Below are 14846 nucleotides of genomic sequence, written 5' to 3'. Positions count from 1 at the left end.
GGAACAAAATCTGACACTCTGCACCATATTGGCCAAAAAGAAAGCGTTGATCCCCAATAAGAATCAACGCCCGATACTATTCCAGATTAAGTTTTTTCTTAAAAATATAATCGGTAATCCCAAAAAGGATTATCTGAGTGAAGACTGCCAGAAGGATGGTAATGGGGAAAAAGAAATTCGCAAAAAAGGAAAACATGGAATTTGCCGATTCACTAACCCTGTCACCATAAAAACCAACCGGGACCATTAAAACAACACTTACAATCTGTGAAACAACCTGGATAATGAAAAATCCAATTATGGAACCTAATATCTTGTTCTTGCTGATTACCTGACCGATTGCGATGGAAGCATAGTAAATCAGCGGTGCCGTAAATATACCCAGTATTACTATAAAAATAGTCTCTATGATAAACAGAGCCATCAGGGAACTGTTTATCGTGGTATTGACATAGAACCATGCATAAGAAAGTTTATCAATTAACAGGGCTAAATGATCTGGTGTAAAAAACATACCGAATATTGAGATAAATATAACCAGCCAGCTGCTGACGGTCCATATACTTGCCACAATCAGTTTGGATAATATATGACTTTCCGAAGAAACCGGGAGTGTATGCATTAAATACCCTTCGTCAGTTACCATGCTTTTATAAAAACGATATATGATCAGCAAAATACTTGCACTGGCAACCATAATCAGGGAAGCTACGTATACAAAAACAATAACAGTTGGGATGAATTGTAAAATCTTAGGGTAATTTCCGATCCAGAGTGTAAATCTGGTAATTGGCGTCAGCACAATTGCAATTAAAAACAAGGGTAAAAAATAGCGCGCAGTTGCCTTTAGTTCGTGTTTAATTAATTTTCCTAACATTTATATACCTCCCTGAAATATGCATCAACAGATTTGCCTTCTTTCATACGGATATCATCCACTGACGACTGAAGGTTGATGCGTCCATTTTGAATGAAAATCACTTCATCCAGTACATTTTCAACATCTGCAATCAGATGAGTAGAAATGAGGACGGTTGAATTTTCATTATAATTGCTGATAATGGTGTCCAGAATATAATCTCTGGAGGCAGGGTCTACACCGCCGATTGGCTCATCCAGTACATACAGGTCAGCATTGCGGCTCATAACAAGAATTAGCTGTACTTTCTCTTTGGTGCCTTTGGACATTGTCTTTAAAGAATCATTGGGATTAATATGAAGTTTTTCCAACATGTCATAGGCACGCTTTTTATCAAAATTATAATAAAAATCTTCAAAGAAATTCAACAGATCTTTCACTTTCATCCAATTGTTTAAATAAGTCTTATCCGGCAGATAGGACACTACTTTTTTTGTCTCTGTTCCAGGTGCTGTGCCATTGATTAAAAGCTGGCCTTTTGACGGAACCAGTAATCCGTTAATAAGCTTGATTAATGTGGTTTTACCACTTCCATTGGGTCCCAAAAGACCTACAATTTTACCTCGTTCTAATGTCAGATTAATATCTGATAAAGCAGTTACATTGCCATAGCGTTTGCTTAACGCATTGCATTCAAGTAATGGATTCATACTGATTACCTCCCATATATGAATTTGATTTACTGTACCGATTCCAGGATAAATGTTTTAACTTCTTCATCGCTGAAACCCAGTTTTTTTAATTGTTCCATAAAGTTTTCCAGCTGTTCTTTTGCCAGATCCAGCTTCATTTTTTGTATCATTGATTGATCCTCCGTAATAAAACGCCCACTGGTTCGATTGGTGACAAGCAATCCGCTGTGCTCCAGTTCCGAAAGTGCTTTTTGCATCGTATTGGGATTAACGGAAGCTTCAGCAGCCAAATCCCTGACACTCGGAAGCTTGGAACCGGATTTGTATTCTCCGGATATGATCCGAAAATGAATCTGTTCAATTAATTGAATATAGATAGGGCGGTCATTCTTAAGTTCCCATGACATTCTTTATTCCTCCTCCACGTCAAATTGTATTACTGTACTAATGACTTAATACAATAATACAACCGCGCAATATTTTTGTCAATCATTTTTTAAAAAAAGAAAGCTGTTGCTCCGGTAAATTAATTATTTACGTCTGCAACAGCTCTATTCATGCCGAGAGAATCTACATCTAACGATATTTTTTTATAAATTCATCCAACTGCCTCTGCTTCTCCTCTATCACCCGGTCGATTCCAGCCAGCTCAAGTTCCCGATTAAAAGAATCAATTCCTGTTTTGGGCCACAGTTCTCCGCATAGTAAAGCATTCTCATATTTATCAATAATATTCTGACAGGCATCCACCTCGACCCTTACCTGGGATACATCAAACAAAAAACCCAAAGCAGGAGAATCCTTAACCGGTTCATCCCAGAACACCACATAATCCAGCAGTTTATCCTCTTCCTGCCACTGTTCGATCTCAACGCCCACCGGCCAGCTCCACACTTTAGAGGTCCATTGATCAAATGATAGGTAATCCGAATTTTTTGCCGGCTTTACATATCCCGGGGCAGCAAATTCATAATCAATGCCTTCCTGACCATAGGCAAGCAGGCGGGATATCTCCACATCGGTATACATCAGATTAAGCACTTTCATTGCCAGTTCCGGATTCTTACTGTCCCGGCTGATACACCAGATCATATTACAGCTGTCTGAATCAGCAATTCTGGGAGCCAGCTGAACAGCAGCCATGGGATATTCCACATAGCGGGCAATGTTGAAAATTGATATCTCTGAAAGATTTAAAAAACTGCCAAAGGAATCCCCCTGAGCGAGATAACTCTGTCTGTCTTCCTTACCCATATAGGCTTTATCCATAAACAGTCCCTGCTGATGCCACTCCCGCATCTGAAGACACAGGTTATAAAAATATTCCGACTTATAAAAGTTTTCAACCACGTTACTGTCTTTGTCTTTATCCACCAATACGCCAATGTTATTGCCCAGCCGGTCCTGAATCATACGTGGGATAATTCTTCCGCCATGAGGGACAATCAGGTTCATATCGGGATAATGTTCTTTTACTGACAGCAGCATTTCATGAAGCTGATCCATGGTTTTAATCGAACGCCAGTCAATTTTCAGTGTCTCAGCAATATCACGGCGAAATACAAACCCCATACATTTACTGTCAGAAGTGCAGGATGGAATCCCGTAAATTTTGTCATTTAAATATGCAATCAGCCATTCCTTGTCACGGATATATGAGCTGAGATCACGTTTATAAGGAGTCAGCAGATCATCAATTTCGATTACAGCTCCCATACTGATCCACCGTTCATAAGAATCCAGTTCAAACGCTGCAAATACATCCGGCAATTGCCCGGAATGATAAAGTACTGACAGTTCATCCTCATAATCATTCATCTTATAACCAATGATCTTTACATTACAACCGGCTTTTTTTCTGGTTATTTTACTGATTTCTTCCGATATCCGCTGATTGGCTTCTGCTGAAGCCGTATGGACAGAACAGACTGTTATGGTTGGATATTCCCCGGTATCCACCATAGTTTGTCCCTTACAGGCCGTCAGGCCTGCGAGACTTAATAAAACCACCGCCATCATTACTCCTGACTTCTTCCCCATTACTCCTCCTCTGTTTCACCCCGCCGTTTTTCCTGGGGTGTTATCCCCATGACTTTCTTATAACTGTAAGAAAAATGAGAAAAATTGCTGTACCCCACTTTAGCCGCAATCAGGCTGATGGGCAGTCTCGTTGATTGAATCAGCATCTGTGCCTCTTTCATTTTAGCTTTTATTATAAATTCTTTTAAGGTCATTCCTGTTTCTCTTTTAAAAATACGGGTCAGATAATCAGGATTTAAATGAATGTGGTGGGCAATATCATCCCGCATAATCTGCTCCTCCATATGATCGGTGATATAATTTACTACTTTCTCAATCAGATCATCGGGTACTGTCTCATCCAAATTTCCGTCAAAGCGCCTGACCACATAGCCAATAAGGGCTTTCATATGATCAACGCTTCTCATACCATCCAGATAAAGCTGAAACTCCTCCTGTGTGGAAAACAGTTTTTTAAAAAAACCATCTCCATTCTGAGAGGCATAATAAACAGCCTGTAAAAAATCCTGATAAAATTCCCGCAGTGTATTCCGATTCATAACTCCGCTCTCAACCAGACGATCCAGACACCTGCCGGCATCCTCTGCAACTGCCTGGGCATGTCCTTCTTTTAATAACCCCGACCATCTTCGTACCTCCGGCACCCGGTAAGAAATTCCCTTATTAGTATTGCGCGGACCGGAATAAACGCCGTTGGATAGCGAAACGTTGTCATCACGATAATTAATCAGCTTATGCCAGGTTTTTTCCAGCTCCTGAAACAGGGAAGGTGTTGCCATATAAATGGCTGTATCACATTTGAAAAACTGTTGGTAAAAACTATTAATAAACTGCAGCCGGCAATCCATGGTATCCTCATCCGGCAGATTATCACCCCATATTACCATACCGAAGCAAGGATAATCTGAAACAAAAGCGATAACCTGCAGCTGGTTTTGTTCAAAGGTTTCAGCAGCAATATTTTCCATTGTATCTGACAGCAGCCTTGGCTGCCATACTTCCGGACTGTTCCAGCGGATAATTTGTATCATTAATAAGTATACCATCTGATCCATTTTTGGAACTTTTTCTTTTTCCTGTAGCTTAAAAAACTGCCTTCCGCTCACGACTCCAGTCAGAAAATTTCTAATACTATTGCGGATCAGAGTTTTTTCCTGCTTTTTATATTCATCCCCCATTTGTTCCAATTCTTTTTTCTTGGCAGTTGCACATAATTCCTCAACTGCCCTCCGGACACTCTCTTCAATTACCGGATAAGATGCTGGCTGCAGAATATAATCAGCACATGCCAGTTTCAACGCTTCCTGCGCATAGGAAAAGTCAGCATGAGCAGTTAGTACAATACAGGAAATATGGGGATAACGCCTTTTCACCCAGCGGATCAGTTCAATCCCGTTTTCCCCCGGCATTTCTATGTCACAAAGTATGATTTTTATCTCTTCCTTTTGAATGATATCCTTAGCCTGATATGCACTAAGGGCAGTATAAACCTGTTCGACACCAATATTTAGCCAGTTAATCCCCCATTGCAGCCCCTCTGCTACGCGGTATTGATCATCAACAATCAATAATTTCATAAATCTTCCCCTTCCGTATATGGAAAAAACAGTTCAACCAGTGCCCCATCCCGGTTGCGGAATGCAGCTGCAAAATCATCTCCGTAGCGTAACCGGAAACGCTTCAGCACATTATAAATACCAACATGTTTTTTCCCTTTCCCATCAATCATCATTTCCTCTTTATCAATACTGTTTATAACAGACCGGGTGAATCCAGGTCCGTTGTCTGCCGCTATAATATGGATCAGTACCCTCTCAGCGGTAACAATACGGCTTACCTTAAGCACCAGTTTCAGCTTCTGTCCTGGAACAAAACCATAATGAATGCTGTTTTCTATAAAGGTTAACAGACTGACCGGCGGGATTGGTATATTGGTTAGAACAGCATCATAAGTTAAGGAAAATTCAATATCCTGATGTTGATTTAATGAAAATAAATCAGCATAATTTTTGCACACCTCCAATTCTTTCTGAAGGGGTACACAATCTTTGCTGATTGTAAAAATATAACGCAGATAACTTGATAAATGTAATATTATCTGCTGAATTTCTTTGTTTTGCCCGGACTCTGCCATACCATATATATTTTTTAAACAATTAAGATAGAAATGAGGACGGATCTGAGATTGCAGCAGCTGGTATTCCGTATTCTGCTTTTCCAGCTCCTTTTCATAAGAGGCAATTTTCAATTCTGAGATCTCATCAATCATTTGATTTAACATATCATTGACCTGGCGAAATTCCTCTACCGCATACGTATCCACATGAGCAGAAAAATCGCCGCTTCGAATGGCTTCAATTGTTCTTGTGAGGTGGGAAATGGGATTGACAACCAGTTTCCACAGCCAGATTGAGACAAAAGGAACTGCGACAACTGCCATTGCGGCACAGATAAGAACAATTATGTGAAACAAGGTCATTTCATTCAATATCCCGTCATAAGGTCTTGCATAAATCAGGGTAATATAACCAGCCTGTTCAGAAACAACAAGGTATTTCCTCACCGCATCAGTGATCAGATAACTGTCACCAGCTTTCTGTATTTCATCAGGAGAAAGGCCCAGCTTCAGATCCGGATAAATTACAGTTTTCCCGTTGCCAAATATTAAAGTTCCATTCATGTGGTAATTCTGAACTGCAATGGTATTCAGCCTCTCCAGATCAATTACTGCAATGCAGTAAACCGTGCGGTAATTCATTCCCCGTAAAAGATAATCTCTTCCGCCGACAGAATGAAAAAACCACTTGGACAAATCAAAATCCCCCTGATTAATCAGCCTCTTAATCTCTGGTTCAAGATTTTTCTGTGCCTGTATCCGCTGGGTAGCCGTAATTTCATAATATGCATTATACTCACCGGTATACCAGTTATTAACCGGACTGTAGATTGCCATTGTATATAGATTTTCGTTGGCAGTCAGATTAGACTTTAGAATCTGCTGCACATTATAAGACTGATTGTACATATCATTGAGCATCAGTTCTACTGAAAAACTTTGAAACTGGGCATTCCCTGAAACCATTCCAGACATTACCCGCTCCGTTGCCTTCATGGTGCTTTCAAGATGGCTTTTAAATATCTCTAACTGGCTTCTGGAAGAATGGCTGGACGAAACTTCCACACTACGTGCGATATAACTGGAATAGATGACTAAAATAACTGCTAATGGTATCATAATACCTAAAAATAATCCTGGAATCATGTTTTTCAGAGATACGCGATGATTCCTCTTCCCGTTATGTTTTCCAAACAGTTTTATAATGCCAAAAACATTCATACGTTCCATTCTCGCTTTCCATCAGATGTTTGTTACATTACAAAAAGGGCCAAACGATAAATCAATCCGGTTTGCCCTTTTTATACAAACAGCTCCTTAATACTCATCCAAATCCAGTATTGCTTTCTGATACTGAACGACAATCGCATCTTTGGTATTTTCCATATATCTTAACATTTTCTGACGGTAGCGAATCACGGTCTCCAGATATTCAGGCCTGTCAATTAAATTTTCCAGGGCATCTGGATCCTTCTTTAAATCATACAACTCTTCTTTACTCCGGTAATCATACATTTGAACGCGGGCAGCAACCGCTTCATTGGTTTTTGATTCTTCCACCATCGCCCGATAAGTCCGGCCGAATTTTGATTCATTCATAAACTGATAACTGCCATCTGACCAGTCATTAAATATGTAAGCATACTCTGCATCCTGAACTGCCCGCATTGGATACAGATCATGTCTGGCTGTTGATGTAATCTGAGTATAAACATCTTCCCAGCCGGATTCCTTTTGTCCCTTTAATACTGCTGCGTAAGAACGGCCATCCATATCGTTTGGAATGGGCAGCTCCAACAGTTCCAGCATTGTTGGCATAAAATCAATTCCTGAAACAAAGTGAGCCGTATCTCGTTCGCCTGCATTTGTTACACCAGGCGCTCTGACAATCATTGGAGTACGATTGCTGTTTAAATAACAGTTTGTTTTAGCAAATGGAAAAGCCATCCCGTTATCGCTTAAAAATACTATAATAGTATCGTCATACATCCCTGATTCCTTTAATGCTTTTAGTACCATTCCCATTGTTTCATCGCAGCGATGTACACTGGAAAAATACTCAGCTGCTTCTTTTCTGACTTCAGGAATATCAGGAAGGAAACCTGGTACAGCCACTTCCTCTGGTTTGTAATAGCGGGAAGCGTAAGTATGATACCCATACTTTTTTAATTCCTGGTCACTTCCGGCAAAGGGGCGGTGGGGATCGTGAGAATTGGCCATATAGAAGAACGGTGTATTCTCTGCTTTTGCTTTTTCAAAAAATTCTGTTGCCTTTTGATAATAGATATAAGGTGCTCTGCCATAGAGATGTTTTGCATTAAATACATCCCCCATATAATCCCACTCAAATTTCTCAATGGGCTTACAGTGCTCTTCTTTTCCGCAAATACCATTTAGATAGCCATATTTATGAAGATATTCCGTTAAGGTCGTTACATCTGCAGCAATGGGATTAAATCCTGGTGCACCGTTTCGATGAGGATATTTACCTGTTAACAGACACTCTCTGGAAGGCATGCAGATTGCGGCTGTTACATGAGCCCGTTCCAATATGAGCCCCTCAGCAGCAAGTCCGTCCAGATTAGGGCTGATATCCTCTACCGGGCAGCCAAAAGCACCAAGAGAATTATAATTCATATCATCGGCTACTAAAAATAAAATATTTTTTTTATTCATAATTCTCTTGCTCCTATCTGACCTCTGGTAAGTCTCTGGCAGTTACCGGGTTTTTACTCCAGCGTTCTCTGTCGTCCATACCAGTTTCCCTTTCCCAGGCCATCATCCATTTATACATCTGCCAATGATCTCTGGAGGATTTTTCTTCCTGATCCGGGTTCGCTATCGCCATGGCAATACTTCTTAGTTCACTGGCTATATCCGGATTTTCAGAATACAGATTATTTTTTTCTTCCGGATCACCTGCAAGATTAAAAAGCATATCTTCTGCCTCATAGCCATGGTAAGTAATATATTTATACTGCTTTTTTCTTACCATAACTGCATAGCATCTGCTCTCATTAAAATCGCCCGCCATGAACTGACTGATGACTGCCCGTTTATAGTCCGGCTCTTTTTCTTTTTTCAGTATTTTTGCCAGACTGATTCCGTCGGTTTCAACAGGAAATTCCAGCCCGGCCAGTTCGCACATCGTTGGCCCCAAATCCATAATGCTGACGGGAGCAGCCACACTCCGGGCAGCACCAATGCCATCTCCGGCAAATAGAAACGGAATCTTCGCCGACTTTTCAAAAAATGTCTGCTTTCCATAGAAGCGGTTTTCTCCAACCTGATCACCATGATCTGACAGGTAGCAGAATATGGAAGACTGATTGAAACGTTTGGTATAATCGTGAAAAGCGGCCCTTACCCTGCCGATCTGTCCATCCATATGCTCAATCATACCGCAATAAGCTGCAATTGCCTGCCTGGCACCGTCCGCATCAAAGGAACGATCCTTTTTCTTTTTTTCCAGCAGCCGGTTCATGGGCATATCCGTTTCAAAACTTTCAGGCACTGTTACACGGTCTAAATATTTCAGATACAATTCTTTTGGCGCCACATATGGATAATGGGGACCATAGGTTCCAACTACAATTAATTGTGGCTTTTCATGCTTTTCAGACAGATATTCAAGGGCGGCCTCCACCACTGCTTCATCATAATGAAGCACCGGAGATTCTCCGCCTCCTATTACATCCGTACAGCAGGTATCCATAAAACAGTCCTTAAATACTCCCCGTTCCTCAGCTAATGAGTCGCCTGGACGGTTCCAGGTGACTGGTGTGATATCCCCCACCAGACGCTTTGTAAAACCATGTCTTTGATCCTGCCCTATAAAATGCATCCGCCCAATCAGCACTGTCTCATACCCTGCAGCTACAAAGGGATGAAGAAATGTTGGCGTGGTATCCGCCAGGGTATCAAAATTAGAATATACACCCGTTCTGGAAGGCAGTTTTGCTGACAGCATTGACATTCTGGCTGGTACACATAACGGACAGGAGGTGTAACTCTCTGTAAAATTAGTCCCATCCTGCCTTAATTTATCTAAATTCGGCGTTTCAACCGGCACAGCACCCCATCCGGAAAAGATGGGGCTGTGCTGGTCGCTCAAATATATTAATATATCGGGTTTTTTCATGATTTTCTCCTATTACTCTGCCATTTTTGCTCGTATCCGTTTTGCTTCTGCTATTCTTAATTTCTTCTTTTTCCATGCCTTGATCTCGCTTTCATTCATGCGATAGATCATCAGGATCAGGAAGAGGAAATAGATGATTATGGTCTGTATACTGTTGTCTAACGCCAGCTTGGACAGACCGAGAGTTAAAATTTTAATTGACAATACAGCCATCAAAATACCGACTACAGAATTGCTGAAGCGTGCCAGCGTCATTCCAAGCATAACAGCAAACATATTTCCCATAACCGTAGCGCGGGAAGCCATACCTAAAACCGGTGCCAGATTACCTTTAAAAACGGTATCAAAGACTCCGGCGATGGCCACCAGACCGCCTGCTATGGTATAACAGATTACACAATTTGAGAAAATATTAATTCCTGAGTTCATGGCAATCCTCTGATTTCCCTGAATTGCTTTGCGGTTATAGCCAAATGGTGACATCAGAAATAAATATCCCATTACCAGAGTTACCAGCAGCACTACGAAGCATATAAAAGATACATCCGATAAAATTGCCAGTTTATTGTTTCCGAATGTCTGAAGCCCTTTTGATCCAAATGCTGAGAATGAAATACATTCGTAGATCAGGGCCATTCCCATACCAAGAATCATGGGAATAATTCTGGTTTTTACAAATGCCACACCAACTATGAAGCCGGCAATCACACCAAAAATGATACTGAAAAATAATACTCCGATTCCTCCGATTCCCAGGCTTAATGCAATATTTCCGCCGAAAATCACCGCCAGAATCATCTGGGAGCCAAGTGAAAAATCCATTCTTCCGGCTGGCAGATTACAGCTGAGAGCCAGTGCAATACAAAACAAAGAGGCAAAGGTTCGAGCCAGATTCTTCATATCTGCCATATTATTAATAACTCCTGCTCCAGTTACCGCTCTAGAGATAATTTCCATTATCAGATATATCCCTACAGGTACACCAAAGGAACAGATGGCATTTTTAATATTCAATCTAAGTGCGCTCTTATTCATGACAGTCTCCTTTATTGGGTAAGCCCCAACATCTTTAAGCAATTATACAGAGTTAAATCACCTAACATGGTGTGCATTTCCTCATTGGTAAGAGTGGGATTAGTCTTTTTAATCATCTTATCAATCATTGCAGAATTAAATACATAAGTGGATTCATCCTGATCCAGCTGTTCAATCTCTGCCAATTGCTTCGGGCCGTCACACCCCCAGTTTAATGCCTGGAATTTCATTGCCTTGCCATCTGGTTTGAGAACGTCAGAATCACCCAACAGACCATTCATCAAAATTGCAAAACCTTCTCCGGCAATTACCGTTGTGGACTTTACTACAGCAAAATCCAAAGCCTTATTACCAGTGCAGTCATCTGTATTCATTGCAGTATGTAACGATTCGGATAATTCACCAACAGATGCCACCATGATGTTTTTGTTAAATGCCCGCTCTGCTTCATCAATAATCTGTGATAACTGTGTGTATGTATTGCCGGCACCCATTACTACATCATATTTTCCAGTTAATAACGCTGCCGAAATACCTGTGATTACATCTTCGTTTTTCATCTCTCCCGGATACAGATAAACATCAATTCCTTTATCGTTTTCTGCCATTGCAGGTTCACCGGAAACTATCAGTTCATCAATTGGCTTGGTGAATTTTAAACCATATGCTTCCTGAATTGCTTCCATAATCGCGGTTGCGTTGAGACGATGAGCCTCATTATTTTTGCAAGCCAGCAGAGTTGGTATCAGAATGCCGTGTTTTTCGCCGCCGCCAAGGAAGTTTTCAGCAGCAATTTTCATCTGAGCCGCCGTTGATGACTGCTGAGAACCAAACCCGCCACAGAAATATTCCAGTCCGTCAATGCTTGAGGTATCAGCTGTTCTTTGTACCGCATAATAGATGCCAAGTTCCTGGCATTTATTTCCCGCCTGCTCCCAGTAAGTCGGGGCAAAACTGAGAATTCCCTTAGCTCCGGAAATTTGCGCATTTTCGATAAAATTAAGTTCTGCTTCTGCGGAATCAAGTGCCTCGGAAACAATAAATTCCACGTTGTATTTTGGTGCAATATAATTTTTAAGATAATCGATTCGTTCCAGGTTTTCGTTAGACATATCACCAAATGCCAAACCTATTTTAAATTTCTCATGATCAGCAGCATGATCGTAATTTACCGACTGAGTTGTTTGACCAGCCGTACTTTCCACTGCCGTTTTGCTGACTGCCGCTGTAGTGGTGGGTTCAGCTGCTGCCTCCTCCGATGCACTTTTACACCCCGTCAGCCCTGCAGCCATCATAGTGAATGCCATTGCAATTGCCAGTACTCTTCTTTTCATTCTTCATTCCTCCTAAAATTGTTTTCTGGTTGGTAATACATCAGGTCTTTCGCTGTTTAAATACACTAACAAAAGGAATAAAATACCCCGGATACCCTGAACGAGAGAGTTATCCACTCCCATCATAAGAAGCCCTTTGTTTAACACGACTACCGTAATTGCACCCAGTACCCCGGCATAGCATTTGGAACGGTCTCCGCCAAAGATTGACATTCCGCCAAGCACAGTAGCAAGCATTACATCCATACCCATACTGCCGGCTGTAGAGGTAGTAATGGTTCCTACGCGAATAATCGTGTAAACGGCTGATAAACCTACTCCCACTCCTGCAATCAGGAAACTCAGGCGAATATAAGTTGACTTTCTAAGGCCGCTTTGGGTAGCGCAGTTTTCATTTCCTCCAATAAAGCGGATTGCTCTGCCAAATGGGGTGAAATTGTAAATTACAATTGCCAGAACCATATACATCAAAAGGGTAATGATCCGGAATGAGCTTTTTTCCAATGCAGAACATATGGCAAAAGGTACAGCCAGATCTACAGCACCTACCAGTGATTCCTGGATTGCCTTATAAATCTGCATCATAACGATTGCGGCTGTGGTTGTCTTAATATGCAGGCTGACAGATAAAGTGGAATTCCATGCCATCAGTGCCAGACAGATCAGGAGTGTTACCAGAATCATAATAACTACGTTTTCTGTTGCCAGATAGATTTTTCCGCCTACCGTTGCTGCCAGGGCAATAACCGCACCAATGGAGATATCCAGATTGCCGGTGGTATAGATAAATGCAATACCAATGGTGGCTGTTGCGGTTATGAGTGCCTGATTAAAAATCCCGGTTATATTTGCTTTTGCAAAGAATCGTCCTCCTGTACCCAATCCAAACACAAGTAAAAGAAGAAATAGAATAGCAAAAGGAAACACTTCCAGGAAATAACGATTTTCCTTTATTTTTGTTAATTGTTTCACTTGAATTTCCTCCCTTAAATCATGTAATTAATCAGGTCATGCTCATTTAAACCATCTTTGCGGTAAAATTCGCCGCTGACTGCACCATCCCGCATAATCAGAAGCCGGTCACTCATGCCGATCAGTTCCGGTAATTCTTCACTGATCATGATAATCGCTTTTCCCTGCTTTTTCATTTCATACATCAACTGATACATGGAAGCTTTTACGCCTACGTCAACGCCTCTGGTAGGGCAATCAAGAATTAATATGCTGGAATCAGCGGCAATCCACTTCCCAAATACCACCTTCTGCTTATTGCCGCCAGATAAAAATCGAACCGGCTGATTGATATCCCGGCATTTTATTGACAGGCTTTCCACCTGATCTGTTACATACTTTTTCTCTTTCTTAAAATCAATCAAAGGCTTTTTCCAGATATTCTTCCAATAACCGGTGCTTTGAATGTTTTCTTTGACTGGCGCCATAAGTTCCAGGGATTCCGAATCACGGTTTTTGGATACATAGCCCATGCCATGCTGAAAAGCAATAATACTGTCCTTTACAACCGTATTTGTTTCTGTAAGTACTACTTCACCGTCAATTACCTCATCAAGACCATAGAGAGCACGTCCTAACGCATGCATGCCGCAGTCTGACAATCCGCCGATACCAAGAATCTCACCTTTGTGCAGCTCCAGGTTAAAACACATGAGATCATTCAGAGTGGTAATATAGTTTGCTTTTAAGACCACTTCATCGCTCCAGGTATCGTTGTCATTCCGGTAATAATTACCCTGAATCTCACGTCCTACCATCAGTTTCTTGATTTTACTGTCCTCAAAATCTTGTTTATCCAGATTATCGATAATCTCACCATCACGTAAAATTGTAAGAACATCACAATGGGTCATCATTTCTTCCATATCATGAGAAATAATCATTACGGACTTACCCGCATCTGCCAGCTTGTGCATAATTTTATACAGGATATCCCTGCCGCGCTGGGACAGTGCTGTGGTAGTTTCATCTACAATTAATATCTCCGGATTCAAAGACATTACCTTTGCAATCTCAACCAGCTTACGCTTTTGCATATCCAGCAGTCTGGTGGGATAGGACGCATTAATATAATCAATTCCACAATCCGTCAATGCTTTCGCGGCGGCCTTTGTCATTGCCTTCCTGTTGACAAAGGGTCCCTTTAAAAAATCAGCCGCGTTCCCCAGAAAAATATTCTCGGCTACTGTGATATTGTCGATTGTTCCGGCTTCCTGGACGATCATTCCGATTCCGGCTTTCGCCGCTTCTAACATTGTCTTTGGCTTCCATGGTTTTCCATGGTAAAACATCTCTCCATCAGTAGCTGGCTGCATTCCTGCAATAATTGATGAAACGGTTGATTTCCCGCTTCCATTTTCCCCTATTAACCCTCGTATCTCTCCTTTCCTGATTTGAAAATCTACATGGTTAAGGGCTATGGTTGATCCGAAGTTCTTACACATATTCCGGACTTCTAATACAACTTCACCTTTCTCTCTCATTGTGCTGACCTCTCTCCGTTTGATATAACCACATTGTAATGGATTTTTTATTCCACTTCTCACAAATAACCGAACAATGTTTTAGAAATTCAGGTCAGAAATAAAAAAGTTATAATCCCTTATCGAAATTACAA

At 41.2% G+C, this 14846-nt stretch carries 12 protein-coding genes; all 12 read right to left on the bottom strand.

Annotated elements, in window-relative coordinates:
* Positions 1-76 precede the first annotated feature (76 nt).
* Positions 77-877 (bottom strand): hypothetical protein, encoded by an 801-nt coding sequence (locus tag BXY41_RS07830; protein ID WP_104436261.1) that lies wholly within the window; start codon positions 875-877, stop codon positions 77-79.
* On the bottom strand, positions 871-1569 hold the full coding sequence (locus tag BXY41_RS07825) for an ABC transporter ATP-binding protein (RefSeq protein ID WP_104436260.1): 699 nt from the start codon (positions 1567-1569) through the stop codon (positions 871-873). The genes BXY41_RS07830 and BXY41_RS07825 overlap by 7 nt, the downstream gene beginning before the upstream one ends.
* A gap of 29 nt (positions 1570-1598) precedes the next feature.
* Positions 1599-1958: a GntR family transcriptional regulator gene (locus BXY41_RS07820; protein WP_104436259.1), complete on the bottom strand. Its 360-nt coding sequence runs from the start codon at positions 1956-1958 to the stop codon at positions 1599-1601.
* 169 nt (positions 1959-2127) lie between these two features.
* Positions 2128-3591, bottom strand: a complete 1464-nt coding sequence (locus BXY41_RS07815; RefSeq protein WP_104436258.1) for an ABC transporter substrate-binding protein — start codon at positions 3589-3591, stop codon at positions 2128-2130.
* Entirely contained in the window at positions 3591-5168 is a 1578-nt protein-coding gene (locus BXY41_RS07810; protein WP_104436257.1) for a response regulator transcription factor, read from the bottom strand. The genes BXY41_RS07815 and BXY41_RS07810 overlap by 1 nt, the downstream gene beginning before the upstream one ends.
* On the bottom strand, positions 5165-6937 hold the full coding sequence (locus BXY41_RS07805) for a sensor histidine kinase (RefSeq protein ID WP_104436256.1): 1773 nt from the start codon (positions 6935-6937) through the stop codon (positions 5165-5167). The genes BXY41_RS07810 and BXY41_RS07805 overlap by 4 nt, the downstream gene beginning before the upstream one ends.
* A gap of 87 nt (positions 6938-7024) precedes the next feature.
* On the bottom strand, positions 7025-8383 hold the full coding sequence (locus BXY41_RS07800; protein ID WP_104436255.1) for a sulfatase family protein: 1359 nt from the start codon (positions 8381-8383) through the stop codon (positions 7025-7027).
* A gap of 13 nt (positions 8384-8396) precedes the next feature.
* Positions 8397-9848 (bottom strand): sulfatase family protein, encoded by a 1452-nt coding sequence (locus tag BXY41_RS07795; RefSeq protein ID WP_104436254.1) that lies wholly within the window; start codon positions 9846-9848, stop codon positions 8397-8399.
* Between the two features lie 12 nt (positions 9849-9860).
* On the bottom strand, positions 9861-10883 hold the full coding sequence (locus BXY41_RS07790; protein ID WP_104436253.1) for an ABC transporter permease: 1023 nt from the start codon (positions 10881-10883) through the stop codon (positions 9861-9863).
* A gap of 11 nt (positions 10884-10894) precedes the next feature.
* Positions 10895-12217 carry a hypothetical protein gene (locus BXY41_RS07785; RefSeq protein ID WP_104436252.1) on the bottom strand — a complete coding sequence of 441 codons (1323 nt, stop codon included), beginning with the start codon at positions 12215-12217 and terminating at the stop codon, positions 10895-10897.
* Between the two features lie 12 nt (positions 12218-12229).
* A complete protein-coding gene (locus BXY41_RS07780) occupies positions 12230-13189 on the bottom strand; it encodes an ABC transporter permease (RefSeq protein ID WP_170072259.1) in 960 nt (319 codons plus the stop codon).
* 14 nt (positions 13190-13203) lie between these two features.
* The gene (locus BXY41_RS07775) at positions 13204-14712 is read right to left on the bottom strand and encodes a sugar ABC transporter ATP-binding protein (RefSeq protein WP_104436250.1); all 1509 of its coding nucleotides are present in this window, start codon (positions 14710-14712) and stop codon (positions 13204-13206) included.
* Between the last annotated feature and the right edge of the window lie 134 nt (positions 14713-14846).

This window comes from Lacrimispora xylanisolvens (genome assembly GCF_002934545.1).
GTDB lineage: Bacteria > Bacillota > Clostridia > Lachnospirales > Lachnospiraceae > Lacrimispora > Lacrimispora xylanisolvens.
Note: the sequence above shows the minus strand (reverse complement) of the source record. Positions and strands in the feature narration are given on the sequence as shown.

Bases quoted from the DNA above. Each gene is read 5' to 3' on its own strand.
- BXY41_RS07830 (WP_104436261.1), bottom strand. From the start codon at position 877: ATGTTAGGAAAATTAATTAAACACGAACTAAAGGCAACTGCGCGCTAT.
- BXY41_RS07825 (WP_104436260.1), bottom strand. From the start codon at position 1,569: ATGAATCCATTACTTGAATGCAATGCGTTAAGCAAACGCTATGGCAAT.
- BXY41_RS07820 (WP_104436259.1), bottom strand. From the start codon at position 1,958: ATGTCATGGGAACTTAAGAATGACCGCCCTATCTATATTCAATTAATT.
- BXY41_RS07815 (WP_104436258.1), bottom strand. From the start codon at position 3,591: ATGGGGAAGAAGTCAGGAGTAATGATGGCGGTGGTTTTATTAAGTCTC.
- BXY41_RS07810 (WP_104436257.1), bottom strand. From the start codon at position 5,168: ATGAAATTATTGATTGTTGATGATCAATACCGCGTAGCAGAGGGGCTG.
- BXY41_RS07805 (WP_104436256.1), bottom strand. From the start codon at position 6,937: ATGGAACGTATGAATGTTTTTGGCATTATAAAACTGTTTGGAAAACAT.
- BXY41_RS07800 (WP_104436255.1), bottom strand. From the start codon at position 8,383: ATGAATAAAAAAAATATTTTATTTTTAGTAGCCGATGATATGAATTAT.
- BXY41_RS07795 (WP_104436254.1), bottom strand. From the start codon at position 9,848: ATGAAAAAACCCGATATATTAATATATTTGAGCGACCAGCACAGCCCC.
- BXY41_RS07790 (WP_104436253.1), bottom strand. From the start codon at position 10,883: ATGAATAAGAGCGCACTTAGATTGAATATTAAAAATGCCATCTGTTCC.
- BXY41_RS07785 (WP_104436252.1), bottom strand. From the start codon at position 12,217: ATGAAAAGAAGAGTACTGGCAATTGCAATGGCATTCACTATGATGGCT.
- BXY41_RS07775 (WP_104436250.1), bottom strand. From the start codon at position 14,712: ATGAGAGAGAAAGGTGAAGTTGTATTAGAAGTCCGGAATATGTGTAAG.